Here is a 16,142-nt window from a genome sequence, read left to right as displayed (position 1 = left end):
GAAAGCGCCCACGCCATGACGGACACCCAGGCTTCCAACCCCATCGAGCAATCTGCAGCGGCTGCGTTGCAACCCAGGTACCTGGACGACCTGGCTGTCGGCGACCAGTTCAAAAGCGGCGAACACGCCATGGACGAGGCCCAGATCAAAGCCTTTGCTGCGCAGTTTGACCCCCAGCCTTTTCATCTGGACGACACCGCCGCCCGCGCCACGCTCTTCGGCGGCCTGGCCGCCAGCGGTTGGCACACAGCGGCCATCACCATGCGGCTGCAGGTAACCAGTGGACTGCCCATTGCGGGCGGCATCGTGGGGGCAGGGGGCGAACTGAGCTGGCCCCGGCCTACGCGCCCGACCGACGTGCTGCATGTGGTGAGCGAGGTGGTGCAGATTGCCCCGTCCAAGTCCAAACCGGACCGGGGCATGGTCACCGTGCGCAGCGAAACCCGCAACCAGCATGGCGACGTGTTGCAGGTATCCACCGTGCGCATCGTGGTGCCGCGCCAACCTGGCACTGGCGCTGTGGCGGCCGCATGACCACCGAGGCCCTGAACCCGCGCACCCGCATGCTGCTGGAGGCGCCCATTGCGCCCACGCTGCTGCGCCTGGCCGCGCCCAATGTGCTGGTGATGCTGGCGCAGGCGGGTGTCGGCCTGATCGAGACGTACTTTGTCGGCAAGCTGGGCACCGATGCGCTGGCGGGCATGGCGCTGGTGTTCCCGGTGGTCATGCTCATGCAGATGACGTCTGCGGGGGCCATGGGCGGTGGTATTGCGTCGGCCATCGCCCGTGCTTTGGGCGCGCGGCGGCGCGAAGATGCCGATGCGTTGGTGTTGCATGCGTTGGCGATTGCGGCAGCGTTCTCGCTGGTCTTTACCGTGGGCGTGGTGGGAGGAGGGCGCTGGCTCTACACCCGGATGGGGGGCACGGGCGGGGCGCTAGATGCCGCACTGGTCTATTCCAACTGGGTGTTTGCGGGCGCGTTCCTGGTGTGGCTGTTCAACACGCTGTCGGCGGTGATTCGCGGCACGGGCAACATGGCGATGCCGGCCTATGTCACCGTGCTGGGCGCCTTTGTGCTGGTGCCTCTGTCGCCGCTGCTTATTTTTGGCTGGGGACCGGTGCCTGGCCTGGGCATTGCGGGCGGGGCGATTGCGCTGATGGCGTATTACCTGGTCGGCAGCCTGGTGCTGGCAGCGTATCTGTGGTCGCCGCGCAGCCTGCTGCAGCCATCGTTGGCCCACATCCGGTTTCGTTGGGTGTTGTTCAAAGACATTTTGCGGGTGGGTCTGGTGGGCACCGTGTCGACCGTGGCCACCAACGTGGCGATTGGGGTGACCACCGCATTGGTCGGCGGCTTTGGCACGGCGGCCATTGCCGGGTATGGCACCGCGTCACGGCTGGAATATCTGCTGGTGCCCTTGGTGTTCGGCCTGGGCGCGCCGCTGGTGGCCATGGTGGGTACCTGCATTGGCGCAGGCCAGCGTGAACGCGCCCTGCGCGCCACCTGGATCGGTGCAGCCATCGCCTTTGTGATGGCAGAGGCCATCGGCTTATGGGCGGCTGCGTTTCCGGGTGCGTGGTTGTCGTTGTTCAACAGCGACCCCACCATGGTGGAGGCGGGTGCGTTGTATCTGCGTACGGTGGGCCCCGTGTATGGCTTTTTCGGTCTGGGCCTGGTTTTGTACTTTGCCTCGCAAGGGGCAGGGCGCTTGCTCTGGCCTGTGATCGGCAACATCGTCCGGCTGGTGGTGGCCGTGACGGGTGGCTGGTTGGCACTGCGCTGGGGCGGCGGCCTGGCGGCCGTGTTTGCCGCCCAAGCCGTAGCACTGGTGTTGTACGGCGTGGTCAATGCCTGGGCGGTGGCAGGTGGCGCATGGTTTGGCGCGGTGGGCTGGCCGCGCAGGATGGCTGGGTTGTTGCAGCGGATGCCGCAGTCCTGAGAATATGAGTCAAATTGGCCGCTAGCGCTTTTCCATTAAGCGCTAGCAGCTATCAATTCAATAGTATTTCAGTGGGTCAAACCGGTACGGTGTAGTTCAAAGTCATGCGGCCGCCATCCACTGTCACGATCTCGCCGGTCACATAGCTGGCGGCATCGCTGGCCAGCCAGGCCACCACATCGGCAATCTCCGACGGTTCGCCCAGCCGCTTCATGGGCGTGCGGCTCATGATCTTGCTTTTGGCTTCGTCACTGGTCAGCACCGCCTTGGCGGCCAGCTCGGTCGCAATCGTTCCGGGCGCCACAGCGTTTACGCGGATGTTCTTGTCGGCCAATGCCAGAGCCATCACCCGTGTGAGCTGGTTCACACCCCCTTTGCTGACGTTGTAGCTCGCGATATTGGGAATGGTCAGCACGCCATTGACCGAACTCATGTTGACGATAGAACCGCCGCCCGAAGCCACCATGGCCCGCGCCACGGCCTGGCCGACCAGGAACGAACCCCTGAGGTTGACCCTCAGCACGGCATCAAAGTCAGCCTCGGTGACCTCCAGAAAGTCAGCGGCCCGAAAGATGCCCGCGTTGTTCACCAGCACATCGATGCGGCCATAAGCTGCCAGCGTCTGCGCCACCAGCGCATCCACCTGGGCCTTGTCGCCCACATCGCAGCGCACATACAACGCACCCAGCTCCTGCGCCAACGCCTGACCGCGCGCATCGTCCACATCCACAATCACGGCCTTGGCGCCCTCGACAGCAAACCGCCGAGCGCAAGCCTCGCCGATGCCTTGCGCACCGCCAGTGACAATGCAGACGCGACCTTGGTGGCCAAAATGGATAGAGGACTTAGAAGGAGTTTGGGTTGTAAGGGTCATGGACAAGGATGGTAGCGGCTTGGGCCGTCGAGAGGCCTTGGGGTACGCAAAAGGCGCGTGCATGCATTGTGCTTCTGCGCTTACTCTAGTAGATACGATGTATAAGGCATTATCTTGACCCCCCAGGATAATAATCTTCATTCTGTTTTAAAAAAAGGTTGTCCACATAATCGACCGCCGCTGAATTCTGTTTTTCATGGCGCGAATAAGTGCCGTCGTTTGCAGCGGCAGCGCCACGCGGCGGGTCGCCGTGGGCGGGCTCAAGCCCAGCCAGGGCGGGGGAGTGCGGGGGTTGCGCCCCGGACGGGCTCAGGCGCCCTGGGGACGCTGCGCCCTGTGCCGTGGGGTACGTTGGGCGGGGCAGGCTGGACATGGGGCGCGGCCCCATACCCCGGGCATCCCCTGCCGCTGCGCGGCGGGGCGTGCCCTGGCTGTTTTGGCGCAGCCAATGGCGGTAAATGTCGTCGGTGAAGCGGCTCATGGCGCAGGCTCCTCCTGAGCTGGCGCGCAGGCGTTGCCGCGCTGTCCCCACAGGGTCAGGCGCTTGGCTTCGGGGGCGAAGTCTCCCAGGCCGTAGCCGTGGGCCATGGCCTTGATGCGCATGGCGAAGCAGTCGGCCAGATCGTTGGCGAAGGTCTCCCGGCCCGACCATGCCCGGCCCTCACCATCCCTGAATCTCTCACCGGTGGGCGGGAAGCATTCCCGGCGTGCCATCTCAAACGCAGCCAGGACATGGCGGGTAGCGTCCTCCCGGGTGATCCAGTCCCAGCAGTCTGCGGGGAGTTTCTCCGGGGCGAAGGTGTGCGGGGCGCTCATCGGGCACCCCCTGCAAACTGTCGATACGAAGGGTCAGTCCCGACCTGTGCGCTGCTTGGAGCGGTGCTTTTTTGGCGCTGACTGGCCTTGGGTTCCTGGTTGCTCATAGGCAGGGCGTTGCCGTGTGGCCCAGTATTCCCGCTCAAGTGCTTTGGTCCCGGTTTCGACAGCGTCGCCATACCTTTCAAGGATTTCGTCTCTGCGCTTGGCCCATTGGGGGTCTGGATCGACAAAGGGCCAAAGTTCCGGGTCCGGATCAAAGAACCTCCAGTCCGTGCTGTCCTCTCCAGACTGGCCGTTTTCATCGAGCTCGTCGGCAATGGACTGGAACTCAGCTTCGTTACGCCGGTCCTTGAGCTGTTCTCTTTGGCTTGCAGCCCTGGGCGCTCTGGCCTCAATGGCGGGTTTGGCTGCGCCATTGACATAGGCATCGACACAGACACAAAGGAAGGCGTTGAAGCTAATCCCGATGCCTGCGGCCCGCTCTCGGGCTGCTGCTTCAAGGTTCGGAGGAAGGCGGAGGGGGTAGGACATGATATCAATCCGTAATCAATCTGATATGACGGCAAGATCATAGGATCAGCGAGATTTGATGTCAATTTGATATCATCAGTGATATCAACTTTGGCACTCGTACAACTTGTTGATACTGAGACAAGCCCGGACGCTGGCGCGTCCTCCAGACCGTGCCGCCTACGGCTGTCCCGGTCTGGCGCCTGCACCAGCTCCACGAACATGGCAGCCTGACGAACCAACAACGACCACCAGGAGCCATCCTTGCCCGTGAGCTGTCGTCCCTCAGGCGTCCACAGCTTGCCGCCATGAAAGCACCAGCCGTCCCAGGAGTCGCCGGGCAGCTCCATGCGGTTGAGCAGCCGCAGCAGCTTGTAGGCCGCAAACGGGATGTCGTGTTTGCCAGACTCCCAGTTATGCAAAGTGCGCTCAGTGACGTGAAGAAGCTTCGCGCAACCGGGCAGATCCAGGCCCAGGTTGCGGTACATGGCTTTGAACCGAAACGCAAGCTGGGCGCGGGTGTCAGGGTCATGGCGACGATGGCCCTGGCGATATTTAACTAGATACGATGTATATTATGTTAAATTACAAGTTCCAAAAATGGAATCACTTTTCGCCTCACGCTCCTGCATCACCCCAGCGTATGAGCGCAGTCTGCCCAAGGCAACACGTCACAGTCGCACGGGGCCACCACATCCGTGGGTCCCGTCACCAGACTGGCCTTGCCTGCGGTGGCTGCCTTGGTACTGGTCGGCGCAATGGGCGGAACAGATACTCCGTTGGCAGCCTCATCCCTCGCTGCATCCAGATTGGGAATCCAGCGCATGAATGGAGTGAGATCCTGGGGATTCACCACGTACCAGATCTTTCGGGCTGAGTCCCAGCGTGCGCCGAGGGCCTTGGCAGCATCCTTGTCTCCGAAGGGTGTGGTCAGGTTGATGCGCATGGTGGGTAGTCTCTTGCCTGGTCTTGAACAGGGGCGTTGCAGATATTTGGCAGATATTGGAGCACCTGGATACCGGCGCCGCCTCAAAAGGCGGCCCCGTTGGCCCCGGCCTTCGATTATCAGGCCGGAGAGGCAGCTACCGCCTCAAGACGACTGCGTTGCGCGCCAGCATTTTGATGAGCAAACACAAAGCCCTCATGCGTACTCAAGAACACCCGCCCCTGCAGTTGTTGGCCCAAGGCTGTGTGTTCCAAACGATCGAGGACAGGGCCTTTGACTTCGGCCAATAAAAGTACGATGCCCCTTTGCGTCAGGCTGCGTTCCAGATCGGTCAACGTACCCAGCGCGGTGGCATCAATCTGATTGACCGCAGAACACACCAAGAGCACGTGTCGCGTCTCAGGATGGGCGAGCACCAATGCTTCGATGGTGTCTTGCAGTACGTTCGAATTGGCGAAGTACAGGCTTTCATCCACACGCACAGCGATCAAGCCTGGCTCGGTGACCACTTGATGGCGCGCAACATTCCGAAAGTGCTCTGTGCCCGGTACGCGCCCCACCACGGCAATATGGGGATGGCTGCTGCGCCACACCAGCGTGCCCAATGACAAGGCAACTCCCATCAGAATGCCCACCTCCACGCCCCAGCCGACGACGCCACCAGCGGTTGCCAGCAAAGACATGGCATCGGCCTTGTCGTAGCGCCAAGCCTCACGCAGGGTCTGAACATCGATCAGCGACACCACCGCCACAATGATGGTGGCCGCCAGCACCGCGTGGGGCAGGTAATGAAACAAGCTCGTCAAGGCAGCGATCACGACGCCCATCAGCACGGCAGAAATCACGCCCGCCAAGGGCGTGTTGGCTCCAGCAGCGAAGTTGACAACGGATCGCGCAAACCCGCCAGTGACCGGAAAGCCGCCCGACAAGGCACTGGCCACATTGGCCGCGCCCAAACCCAGAAGCTCGCGATTGGGGTCGATGCGCTGTTGGCGCTTGAGGGCCAGAGACTGCGCTACCGACACACTTTCCACAAAACCCACCAAAGAGATGAGCAAGGCCGGTAACCACAGTTGGCCGACAGCCGAGAAGGGCACGCTGGGCCAGGCCAATCCGGGAAGGCCTTGTGGCACGGCACCCACGATGCTCACACCCGCAGTTTGATCCCAGCGCAATGCCGCCACCAGTGCCGTAGAAACAACCACCGCCAGCATGGGCGCGAGCTTGGAGGCGATGTCCGCCAATTTCGGCGTAGCCCCGACACGGACGAGCCAAGGCGCGAGGGACTTACGCGCCAGTACCAGGAACAAGACGCTCGCGGCCCCGATGCCCAGTGTCACTCCATTGGTGCGCGGCACGGCCTGTGCCAACTGAAGCAGGGTTTCCAGAACGTTGGAGCCGCCTGCTTTCACGCCCAGCAGATGCTTGATCTGGCCTGCTGCGATCAGAATCGCTGAACCCGAAATAAACCCGCTGATGACTGGATGGCTCAGAAAGTGGGCCAAAAAACCCAGCCTGAGCGCACCAAACAGCAACAGCATGCCGCCCGATAACAGCGAGAGCAGCATGGCCAGGGCAACGTAGTCCGCCGATCCCGTCGACGCCAAGGGCTGCAGCGCGCTGGCCGTCATCAGCGAGGCAACCGCCACCGGGCCCACCGCAAGCGTCATGCTCGACCCCAACAAGGCGTACGCCATGATGGGAAGAATGCTCGCGTACAACCCCACCTCGGGCGGCAACCCCGCCAGCAAGGCGTAGGCCAGGCTTTGTGGAATGAGCATCACTGTGACAATCACGCCTGCAACCACATCGCCCGAAAACCAGGACTTTTGGTAAGTGCGGACCCAATCAGGCCAAATCTTCATGGTGACCTCTGTGCTTGTCAGGAAAGCTCTTTGTCCTGCGATTGCGCCAGGCCAAACAACTGGGCCGACCGTGCGCCAGATCGGCAGAACGCCAGCATGGGCTTGGCGGATGTCGCCAGCACATCGCGCATGGTCTGTATCTGCGCCGGGGTCATGGCGCCACTCACCACCGGTAGATACACATACTGCAACCCCGCCGCCTTGGCGGCCTTCTCCAGACCACTGCTGAGGGGCTGTGCGCCACCGCCCTCCCCGTCTGGGCGATTGTTGAGGACGGTCTTGAACCCTTGTGCGGACACCCAGGCGAAATCATCTGCCGACAGTTGGGGCGACACGGCAAAGTCCGGAGTCAATGCGACGACTTGCAGTGGCATATCAGTGGACCCCGGCCTCAGTGTTGGAGTCGCGGTGTGCACGACGGCCTTCGGCGAGCTCAAACAGCCACATACCCGCCAACATGGCGATCACAAACACGATGGCTTTGGGCTGGCCTGCACCAGCGGAAACGATGGCAGGACCAGGGCAAAACCCGGCAATGCCCCATCCAACGCCAAAGATCAGGCTGCCAACCAGCAAGCGACGATCAATATCGCGGGCGGCGGGCAAGTGCATGGCGCCGCCCCAAAAGTTGGTCGTGCGTTTCTTGGCCACGGCAAACGCAAAAATGCCCACCGCGATGGCGCCGCCCATGACAAAGGCCAGTGACGGATCCCACAGGCCCGCAAGATCAAGAAAGCCCAAGACCTTGCCAGGGTCTGTCATCCCCGAGACGATAAGACCCAGGCCAAAAATCAGGCCCACCACAAATTCCGAGATTCTGTTTTTCATAGCGATCAATGCTCCGATGAGGGACTGCGTGGCTCAAGCCAACACGTGCCGAATAAGGAAGACGGTGACAAAGCCTGCGCCCATGAAAGCCAGCGTGGCGACCAGAGAGCGGGGCGACATGCGCGATAGCCCGCACACACCGTGGCCACTGGTGCAGCCCGAGCCATAGCGCGTGCCGACCCCCACCAGCAGGCCCGCCAGTACCACCATGCCCCAGCCAGCATCAATGCGCGGCTGCGCAGGGCCGGCAACCAGCCAGTACAAACCAGGGGCCACCAGCATTCCCAGCACAAAGGCCACCCGCCAACCGACATCGCCCACCCTGGGGCGCAGCAAGCCACCCACAATGCCGCTGATGCCCAAAATGCGGCCATTGAGCAAAACAAACAGCGCCGAGGCAAGGCCCAGCATGACGCCACCGGCCATGGCAGCCCAGGGCGTGAAATGGGTCCAGTCGATCAGCATGGGAGGTTCTCCTTGGCGGCACCGAGGGACGGCCCACAGAATTGTTCAAACAGTACATTCATCACGGCCAGGGCCTGCGGGCTGGCGATCTCGTAGTAGATGTTTTTGCCCTCGCGGCGTGTGTTGACGAGGCTTTCCTCTCGCAATACACCCAGTTGCTGCGACAAGGTGGGTTGCGAGATGCCCACCAGCTCTTCCAGCTCCCCCACCCTCTTTTCGCCCTGGCTGAGTTGACACAACAGCAGCAGACGGTCGGGGTTGGAGAGCACCTTCATGAGGCGGCAGGCGCTGTCGGCCGATCGGCGCAGGCTTTCAAGGTCAATAGGTGTCTCTGTGAGCATGGCATTGCGCTCCATTTCGATTAAGTTGTTTATATTCTATTGACAAACAATCTGTAAGTCAATAAATTATCAACATAGAAATTGAAACACGAGGACCAACCAATGAAGCCCCAGATACAAGCCTTCTTTGACGACGCCACCTGGACAGTGAGTTACGTCGTCTTTGATCAGCCCGGCGGCCACTGCGCCTTGGTGGATTCGGTGCTGGATTACGACCCCAAATCGGGCCGTACACGCACGCACTCCGCAGAGCGACTGATCGAGTTTGTGCAAAGCCAGGACTTGACCGTGCAGTGGATTCTGGAAACCCATGCGCACGCAGACCACCTGTCTGCAGCGCACTATTTGCGCAACAAACTGGGCGGTCAGATTGCGATCGGTGCCGCCATCACGCAGGTGCAGGACGTGTTCAAGGCTGTCTTTCATCTGGAGCCAGAGTTCCGCCCGGACGGCAGCCAGTTCGACCGGCTGCTACACGACAACGAGGTGTTCCACATTGGCCCGCTTGAAGCCAAAGCGCTGGCTGTGCCGGGCCATACCCCCGCGTGCATGGCTTACCAGGTGGGAGACGCTGTGTTCGTGGGCGACACCCTGTTCATGCCCGATGTGGGCACCGCGCGCTGCGACTTTCCTGGCGGGAATGCTCACACGCTGTACCAGTCGGTCCGAAAACTACTGCGCCTGCCTGCCGAGACCCGACTCTTCATGTGCCACGACTACCCCCCCGCAGAAAGGGCTGTGGCATGGCAAACCACCGTGGCCGACCAGCGCGAGCGCAACATCCATGTGCACGACGGCGTCACCGAAGAAGCATTTGTGCAGTTGCGCACCCGCAGGGATGACACGCTGGACATGCCGGTTCTGATCCTGCCCTCAGTGCAGGTCAACATCCGGGCCGGGGCCATGCCACCGGCGGAAGAGAACGGCGTGATCTATCTCAAGATTCCGGTGAACGCGCTATGACCCCATCCCGCGCCACCGCCCCCAACGTTAGAACACCCGGAGGTTTTCATGAGTAATGAACAGGTCACCGTAGAACTCACGCAGCAACAAGACTATCGTTTTGACATCCGGTTTGGCGATGCCGTTCCCAACCTGATCGGCGATGAACCGGCGCCGATGGGCTCCGGCACGGGGCCATCGCCCGTACAACTGCTGTGTGCAGCCGTGGGCAACTGCCTGAGCGATTCGCTGCTGTTTGCGTTGCGCAAGTTCAAACAGGCCCCCGAACCATTGCGTGCCACGGTCGTGGCTGAAGTGGGACGCAACCCTGAAGGTCGCTTGCGCGTGTTGCGCATGGACGCCACTTTGCACCTGGGCGTGCCCGCCGCGCAGCTGGAGCACCTGGACCGGGTACTTAGCCAGTTCGAGAGCTATTGCACCGTGACCCAGAGTGTGGGCCAGGGCATCCCCATCGCCCTCAAGGTGGTGGACGCTGACAACCTGGTCCTCAAATGACCTCGCTGGGCCCGCCCTCCTCTTACGCATTGAAAAGACTCCCATGAAAACAGCCCACGATCTGGTGGCCACGGCCAAAACCCAGGTGCATGAAATCCCGATGGACCACGCCGAAGAAGCGATTCGTGGGGCCGATGTGCTGATCGATGTGCGTGAGGCCGATGAATATCAGGCAGGCCACATCCCCGGCGCCATCCACGCCTCTCGCGGGGTGTTGGAGTTCCGGCTCACCAGCACACCCGCACTCACCTCCCGTGATCTGAAGGTGGTGGTGTATTGCAAAACCAGTGGCCGCGCGGCCCTGGCTGCCCGGTCCATGCAGGACATGGGCTACCTGCAGGTGCAATCCATCGCGGGCGGCTTTGACGCCTGGGTTGCCGCCGGCAAGCCTGTGGCGTCACCGACCGCCCCTTCATTCGATTGACCCGGCGATGCATCCTGGATACATCGCCTTTTTGTGCAAAAAAGGCCCCCGTTCGGGGGCCGCTGCGTAACCCGAAGGAATCATCATGAACTTCAACGTTGGAACTCTGGACCGTGTACTGCGCATCGTGGCAGGCCTGGTGCTGATAGCACTGGCTGCCACCGGCACCGTCGGATGGTGGGGCTGGCTGGGCGTAGTCCCCCTGGCCACAGGCCTGTTCCGCTTCTGCCCGGCCTACACGTTGCTGGGCATCAACTCCTGCCCCCTCAAAAAATAGCCGTTCGGCGGGCGCAGAGCAAACCATCGCCTGTGCCCATCGCACTCAGAACAAGGACATATTCCATGAGTACATTCGACCACGCAGGCCTGATCCAGGGCATCAATGAAAGCCTGGGGACCTTCCGCAAGGCACAACCAGACGCCATGCGCGGGTTTGCGCAGTTGGCGCAGGCCTCCATGGCCGAGGGCACCTTGAGCAGCAAGCACAAGGAACTCATTGCCCTGGCGATCGGCGTGACACAGCGCTGCTCTGGCTGCATTGGCTTTCATGTCAAGGCGCTGCAAAAACTCGGCACCACCCGCACCGAACTCGAAGAAATGCTGGCTGTGTGTGTCTATATGGGGGGTGGCCCGGCCCTCATGTACACGGCCGAAGCGCTGAAGGCCTGGGACACCATGGCCGCAGTCGGCAGCAACACCTGACCACACACCCGCAGGCAAGCCATTCGCCCCCTTTCACGCAGCATGGTGCGTGCGCGACACACCTCACATCCCGAAACAGCAACCGGCTGCTGAAAATCGGTTTACATTTTGAGCATCTATCCATGAGACTGTTGCAAATAAGGGGGGATATGCGATGCCTGCAAGTCTTTCCGATGCGCGCTGGGGTGCCGATTGGGTTCGTGGCATTGCTATCAGTGCCTTTGCGCTGCTGGCCTTGGGCGCCCACGCGCTGGACAAACCCGCGGGCCCGGTGGTCCTCACCGTCGACGGAGCGATCAGCCAGACCAACAATGGCTCTCAGGCACAGTTCGACATGAAGATGCTGGAGAAGCTGCCCCAGCACACCTTCTCCACACAAACACCCTGGTATCCCAATGCTGTCACCTTCACTGGCCCGCTGCTGCGCGACGTGCTGGCCGCCGTGGGCGCCAAGGGCAGCAAGATCACCGCGGTGGCGCTGAACGACTACAAGACCGAGATCCCTGCGGATGACGCCACCCGCCACGACGTGATCGTGGCCCGCCTGATGAACAACCGGCCCATGCCCATTCGCGAAAAGGGGCCGCTGTTCATCGTCTACCCTTTTGACACCAAGGCCGAGTTGCGCAGCGAGCTGTATTACAACCGCGCAGCCTGGCAGCTTAACGCCTTGCGGATCCGCTAACCCGGCGCAGCCCGTCCCCAGACACCCCACGCATGCTGCGCAGCAAACACATCCTGCGGCTGATCATTGCGGGCCTCGTGCTGGCGTATGTGGCCATTGCGGCAGTGCAGTACCACCAGTACCGCAGCGTGGAGGCAGTGATGCGGCGCGGCGATGTCAACGCGCTCTGGTCGTTTCTGCAGCTCAATGTGGAATATGAAAAGCTCGACCACGCGTTGCACCAGTTTGAACTGGATCCATCCAGCATCGGCATGGACCGGGTGGAGCTGCGTTATGACCTTTTCCTGAGCCGTTTCAGTGCGCTGGAGACCGGTACCTCGCGCACGCTGATGCAGGACGAACCCATCTATGCAAAGGCCCTGGCCGACTTGCAGAAGTTTGTGGCGGCGGGCGACAACTACTTTGGAGCCAGTGTGGACCCGCCCTCCAGCCGGAAAAACATGCGACTTTTGCGCACCGAGCTGGATACCCTGCGCGATACCGTGCAAGAGGTGTCGCTGAACGCATCCCGCGTGTCTGCGCTACTGGGCGATACCCGCAACGCCGAAGTCAAGCGCCAGACCCTGCTGACCACCGGGCTCACCGCCTTCCAGGCGGTTCTCACGTTTTTGCTTGCGTTTGCCATGGCGCGCCAGTTTCTCAAGCGCGAGAAAGCCAACTCCCTGGCCATGGCGGCCCAGGCCGATCTGGTCGAAGCCCTCCAACGCAACGAAGAGGCGCTGGAGGCCCGAGTCGCACAACGCACGGCTCAATTGCAGCAGCTGAACGTGGCGCTGCGCCAGCATGAGGACGAGCTGGAAATCGCTCGGTCCAAGGCCGAAGATGCCTCCCAGATGAAGTCGGATTTTCTGGCCAACATGAGCCACGAGATCCGCACGCCCATGAATGCGGTCATCGGCATGAGCCATTTGGCGCTGGGGACCGATCTCTCACCTCGCCAAAGAGACTACGTCGAAAAAATCCAGCGGTCTGGCCAGCACCTGCTGGGCCTGATCAATGACATTCTGGATTTCAGCAAGATCGAGGCGGGCAAGCTCGAGGTGGAGGTGGTGGATTTCGAGCTGCGCGGTGTGCTTGACAACGTGGCCAACCTCATCAGTGGCAAATCGGGGAGCAAAGGCCTGGAGCTGCTGTTTGATGTGGGCCCCGCCCTGCCCGATCACCTGCGCGGCGACCCCTTGCGCCTGGGGCAGATCCTGGTGAACTATGCCAACAACGCCGTCAAATTCACCGATGAAGGCGAAATCATCGTGCGGGTGAGCGAAATTTCGCGCGATGCGGACGGCATCCTGATGCGCTTTGAAGTGCAGGACACGGGCATTGGGCTCACTGAAGAGCAGCAGTCGCGGCTGTTCCGCTCGTTCGAGCAGGCCGACACATCCACCACCCGCAAATACGGCGGCACAGGGCTGGGCCTGGCCATCTCCAAAAAACTCGCGGGCCTGATGGGAGGCGACGTGGGGGTGCACAGCACGCCGGGTGAGGGCAGCACGTTCTGGTTCACGGCCCGGCTCGGCCTGGGTGCCGCTCCGCACCAGCCCTTGCTACCCGAGCCCGATCTGCGCGGCCGCCATGTGCTGGTGGTGGACGACAGCGAGCAGGCGCGGCAGATACTGAGTGGCCTGTTGGGCAGCATGAGCTTCGCCGTGACAACGGCCGGCTCGGGCGAAGAGGCTGTGGCAAAAGCGCGCGCCGCTGACCAGGCTGGCCGCCCCTGCCAGATTGCGTTTCTCGACTGGAAAATGCCCGGCATGGACGGATTTGAAACACACCGTCAGCTCGCCCTGTTGCCCCACCCGCCCCACAGCGTCATCGTGACGGCCGCAGGCCGCGACGACATCCAACCCGAGCTGGAGCGCACCGGCATGGCGTGGATGTTGACCAAACCGGTCAGTCCATCCCAGTTGTTTGACACGGCCATGCGGGTTCTTGGTGGCCACGTTGCGCCCCTTGCGCAACCTGCCAGCACCTCCATGCGGGCCCGCGACATGGCCCCGATCCAGGGTGCCCGGGTGCTGCTGGTGGATGACAATGACCTCAACCAGCAGGTCGGTGCCGAGCTGCTGATGGGCGCTGGTTTGGTGGTGGACGTGGCCGACAACGGACAGGTCGCACTCGACATGCTGGCGCGCACACGCTACGACATCGTGCTCATGGACATGCAAATGCCCGTGATGGACGGCCTTACGGCCACGCGCCTGTTGCGCAATAACCCGGCCTGGGCCCAGCTGCCGGTGCTGGCGATGACCGCCAACGCCATGAGTGGCGACCGCGACCGCTGCCTGGAGGCCGGCATGAACGGCCACATCGCCAAACCCATCGACCCCGACGCGTTGTTTTCCAGCCTGCTGCAATGGGTCAGGCCCCGCACAATGGCACCAGGGGATCCGGTCACACAAAACCCCCATCCGAAGGCCCTGCCCGTCGTTGCCACGCCTGAACCCGCCTCGCCGCTGGATGCCTTGCGGCGCATTGAGGGGCTGGACGTTGCGGCCGGCCTGCGGCGTGTGCTCGACAAGCGCCCCGCCTACGAAGGGCTGTTGCGCAAATTTGTGGCAGGACAAGCGTCGGCCGTGGACACCACGCGTGCGGCGCTCGCTGCACATCAGCCCGACGACGCCCAGCGTGCCATGCACACCCTCAAAGGCACTGCCGGCACCATCGGTGCTGCGGCACTGGCAGAACTGGCCCATTCCGTGGAGCAGGCCATTGGCCAGAACGCATCCACCTCCACCATCGAGGCACTGCTTGAACCGGTGGACACCGCATGCCAAGCCTTGATAGCGGCGCTGCAAACCCAACTGCCCCCCCAAGAAGAACCCGGCACCGACGGTGCAGCTGGTGCATCCATCCATGCCGCTGCAGCACAGCAGCTACTGGCGCGACTGGAGACTCTGCTGGCCGACGACGACTCCGATGCCGTTGAGCTGTTTCAGGACGAGACACCTGCCCTGAGGGCTTTGCTCGGCCCTGCATTTAACGACATGAAGCGGGCACTCGACAGCTATGACTTTGTGGATGCGCTGGCCGCCTTGCGCACAGCCCGCGTCCACCCACCCACACAACATGGAGAACCCAGTTCATGAATAGCCCCCTGGATTTGAGCGGTAAGTGCACGGTGCTGGTTGTCGACGACACGCCCGACAACCTGTCGCTGATGAGCAACCTTCTGCGCACAGACTACAAGGTCAAACTGGCCCCCAGCGGCGAACGGGCGCTGCAGATCGTGGCGGGTGACAGCAAACCCGACCTGATCCTGCTGGACATCATGATGCCGGACATGGACGGCTACGAAGTGTTGCGCCGTCTGCAATTCAACCCGGAGACCGAAAACACCCCCGTGATCTTTCTCACGGCCATGAGCGCCTCTGAAGACGAGAGCATCGGCCTGGAACTGGGCGCGGTGGACTACATCACCAAACCCATCAACCCCGCCATCGTGATGGCCCGTGTGCGCAATCACCTGCAGCTCAAGCGCGCGCGGGACTACCTTGCGCAGCACAACCAGTTTCTGGAGCAAGAGGTTGCCAACCGGACACGCGCCATGTCCGAATTGCAGGACGCCACCATACGTGCCATGGCCTCGCTCGCAGAAACGCGTGACAACGAAACGGGCAACCATATCCGCCGCACGCAGCACTACATGGAGGCGCTGGCACGCCATCTGCAAGACCACCCACGGTTCAAGGACGAGCTGACAGACGCCTCCATCGAGACGATCTTCAAGTCTGCCCCGCTGCACGACATCGGCAAAGTGGGCATACCCGACCGGATCCTGCTCAAGCCGGGCAAGCTCACGCCGGAAGAGTTTGAGATCATGAAGACGCACACCACCCTGGGGCGCGACGCCATCATCGCGGCCGAGAGCGGAACCACGCAAGACAACCCCTTCTTTCGCTACGCCAAAGAAATTGCCTACAGCCACCAGGAAAAATGGGACGGCTCTGGCTACCCGGAAGCCCTGGCGGGCAACAACATCCCGCTGTCCGCCCGCCTGATGGCGGTGGCCGATGTGTACGACGCGCTCATTTCCGAGCGCGTCTACAAACCCTCGTATTCGCACGAACAGGCTGTGGAAATCATCCGCGACGGCCGGGGCAGCCACTTCGACCCCGACATGGTCGATGCCTTCCTCACCTTGTCCGAGGAGTTTCGGAACATCGCCCAGCGCTTTGCCGATGCCGAGCCTGCACGGCTCGCTCAAGTGGATCGTCTTGCCGCCGACCTGCCGACAGAACGCATCGAGCTGACCTCACGCGAAGAGCCGCTCTGATCCCCCGTCCTG

At 62.1% G+C, this 16,142-nt stretch carries 19 protein-coding genes and 1 pseudogene; 10 read left to right on the top strand and 10 right to left on the bottom strand.

All coding sequences use genetic code 11. The annotated features are described in order from the left end of the window. Positions 1 to 15: 15 nt before the first annotated feature. Positions 16 to 534: a MaoC family dehydratase gene (locus CLU85_RS11655; RefSeq protein WP_232727799.1), complete on the top strand. Its 519-nt coding sequence runs from the start codon at positions 16 to 18 to the stop codon at positions 532 to 534. After that, entirely contained in the window at positions 531 to 1,940 is a 1,410-nt protein-coding gene (locus CLU85_RS11650) for an MATE family efflux transporter (protein ID WP_100410404.1), read from the top strand. The genes CLU85_RS11655 and CLU85_RS11650 overlap by 4 nt, the downstream gene beginning before the upstream one ends. Positions 1,941 to 2,016: 76 nt before the next feature. Here CLU85_RS11650 and CLU85_RS11645 read toward each other — a convergent pair whose 3' ends face one another. The 10 genes and pseudogenes from CLU85_RS11645 to CLU85_RS11605 all read right to left on the bottom strand — a co-directional run bounded on the left by CLU85_RS11645 (position 2,017) and on the right by CLU85_RS11605 (position 8,588). Continuing rightward, positions 2,017 to 2,814, bottom strand: coding sequence for an SDR family NAD(P)-dependent oxidoreductase (locus tag CLU85_RS11645; protein ID WP_100410403.1), 798 nt, complete (start codon positions 2,812 to 2,814; stop codon positions 2,017 to 2,019). Between the two features lie 477 nt (positions 2,815 to 3,291). After that, the gene (locus CLU85_RS11640; RefSeq protein ID WP_100410402.1) at positions 3,292 to 3,630 is read right to left on the bottom strand and encodes a hypothetical protein; all 339 of its coding nucleotides are present in this window, start codon (positions 3,628 to 3,630) and stop codon (positions 3,292 to 3,294) included. Positions 3,631 to 3,663: 33 nt separating this feature from the next. Then, positions 3,664 to 4,164, bottom strand: coding sequence for a hypothetical protein (locus CLU85_RS23380; RefSeq protein WP_232727798.1), 501 nt, complete (start codon positions 4,162 to 4,164; stop codon positions 3,664 to 3,666). A 242-nt stretch (positions 4,165 to 4,406) separates the two neighbouring features. Then, a pseudogene (locus CLU85_RS23630) lies at positions 4,407 to 4,631 on the bottom strand (VC1465 family Xer recombination activation factor); the annotation flags it as partial. Positions 4,632 to 4,774: 143 nt separating this feature from the next. Then, positions 4,775 to 5,089 (bottom strand): DUF5710 domain-containing protein, encoded by a 315-nt coding sequence (locus CLU85_RS11630; protein WP_100410400.1) that lies wholly within the window; start codon positions 5,087 to 5,089, stop codon positions 4,775 to 4,777. Between the two features lie 119 nt (positions 5,090 to 5,208). Beyond that, positions 5,209 to 6,954 (bottom strand): SulP family inorganic anion transporter, encoded by a 1,746-nt coding sequence (locus CLU85_RS11625; RefSeq protein WP_100410399.1) that lies wholly within the window; start codon positions 6,952 to 6,954, stop codon positions 5,209 to 5,211. A gap of 17 nt (positions 6,955 to 6,971) precedes the next feature. Beyond that, a complete protein-coding gene (locus CLU85_RS11620; RefSeq protein ID WP_100410398.1) occupies positions 6,972 to 7,328 on the bottom strand; it encodes a TIGR01244 family sulfur transferase in 357 nt (118 codons plus the stop codon). A gap of 1 nt (position 7,329) precedes the next feature. Next, positions 7,330 to 7,782 carry a YeeE/YedE family protein gene (locus CLU85_RS11615; RefSeq protein WP_100410397.1) on the bottom strand — a complete coding sequence of 151 codons (453 nt, stop codon included), beginning with the start codon at positions 7,780 to 7,782 and terminating at the stop codon, positions 7,330 to 7,332. 33 nt (positions 7,783 to 7,815) lie between these two features. Further along, positions 7,816 to 8,247 carry a YeeE/YedE family protein gene (locus CLU85_RS11610; RefSeq protein WP_100410396.1) on the bottom strand — a complete coding sequence of 144 codons (432 nt, stop codon included), beginning with the start codon at positions 8,245 to 8,247 and terminating at the stop codon, positions 7,816 to 7,818. Further along, complete coding sequence (locus CLU85_RS11605) at positions 8,241 to 8,588, bottom strand: helix-turn-helix transcriptional regulator (protein WP_100412499.1); 348 nt, start codon at positions 8,586 to 8,588, stop codon at positions 8,241 to 8,243. Before CLU85_RS11605 ends, CLU85_RS11610 begins: the two co-directional genes overlap by 7 nt. 102 nt (positions 8,589 to 8,690) lie before the next feature. On the opposite strand from CLU85_RS11605, the gene CLU85_RS11600 reads away from it, so the two are divergent. The 8 genes from CLU85_RS11600 (at position 8,691) to CLU85_RS11565 (ending at position 16,130) form a co-directional block, all read left to right on the top strand. Further along, on the top strand, positions 8,691 to 9,551 hold the full coding sequence (locus CLU85_RS11600) for an MBL fold metallo-hydrolase (RefSeq protein WP_100410395.1): 861 nt from the start codon (positions 8,691 to 8,693) through the stop codon (positions 9,549 to 9,551). Positions 9,552 to 9,599: 48 nt separating this feature from the next. Then, on the top strand, positions 9,600 to 10,046 hold the full coding sequence (locus CLU85_RS11595) for an OsmC family protein (RefSeq protein ID WP_100410394.1): 447 nt from the start codon (positions 9,600 to 9,602) through the stop codon (positions 10,044 to 10,046). Between the two features lie 43 nt (positions 10,047 to 10,089). Further along, entirely contained in the window at positions 10,090 to 10,470 is a 381-nt protein-coding gene (locus tag CLU85_RS11590; protein WP_100410393.1) for a rhodanese-like domain-containing protein, read from the top strand. Positions 10,471 to 10,555: 85 nt separating this feature from the next. Further along, positions 10,556 to 10,747 carry a DUF2892 domain-containing protein gene (locus CLU85_RS11585; RefSeq protein WP_100410392.1) on the top strand — a complete coding sequence of 64 codons (192 nt, stop codon included), beginning with the start codon at positions 10,556 to 10,558 and terminating at the stop codon, positions 10,745 to 10,747. A gap of 65 nt (positions 10,748 to 10,812) precedes the next feature. Next, positions 10,813 to 11,172, top strand: coding sequence for a carboxymuconolactone decarboxylase family protein (locus CLU85_RS11580; protein WP_100410391.1), 360 nt, complete (start codon positions 10,813 to 10,815; stop codon positions 11,170 to 11,172). Between the two features lie 154 nt (positions 11,173 to 11,326). Next, positions 11,327 to 11,857 carry a molybdopterin-dependent oxidoreductase gene (locus CLU85_RS11575; protein ID WP_232727796.1) on the top strand — a complete coding sequence of 177 codons (531 nt, stop codon included), beginning with the start codon at positions 11,327 to 11,329 and terminating at the stop codon, positions 11,855 to 11,857. Between the two features lie 32 nt (positions 11,858 to 11,889). Continuing rightward, complete coding sequence (locus CLU85_RS11570) at positions 11,890 to 14,943, top strand: response regulator (RefSeq protein ID WP_100410390.1); 3,054 nt, start codon at positions 11,890 to 11,892, stop codon at positions 14,941 to 14,943. Continuing rightward, positions 14,940 to 16,130 (top strand): two-component system response regulator, encoded by a 1,191-nt coding sequence (locus CLU85_RS11565; protein WP_100410389.1) that lies wholly within the window; start codon positions 14,940 to 14,942, stop codon positions 16,128 to 16,130. The genes CLU85_RS11570 and CLU85_RS11565 overlap by 4 nt, the downstream gene beginning before the upstream one ends. Positions 16,131 to 16,142 lie beyond the last annotated feature (12 nt).

It is taken from the genome of Acidovorax sp. 69 (assembly GCF_002797445.1).
Classification (GTDB): domain Bacteria; phylum Pseudomonadota; class Gammaproteobacteria; order Burkholderiales; family Burkholderiaceae_C; genus Acidovorax.
The sequence above is the reverse complement of the archived record's forward strand: the minus strand, read 5'-3'. Positions and strand labels throughout refer to the sequence as shown.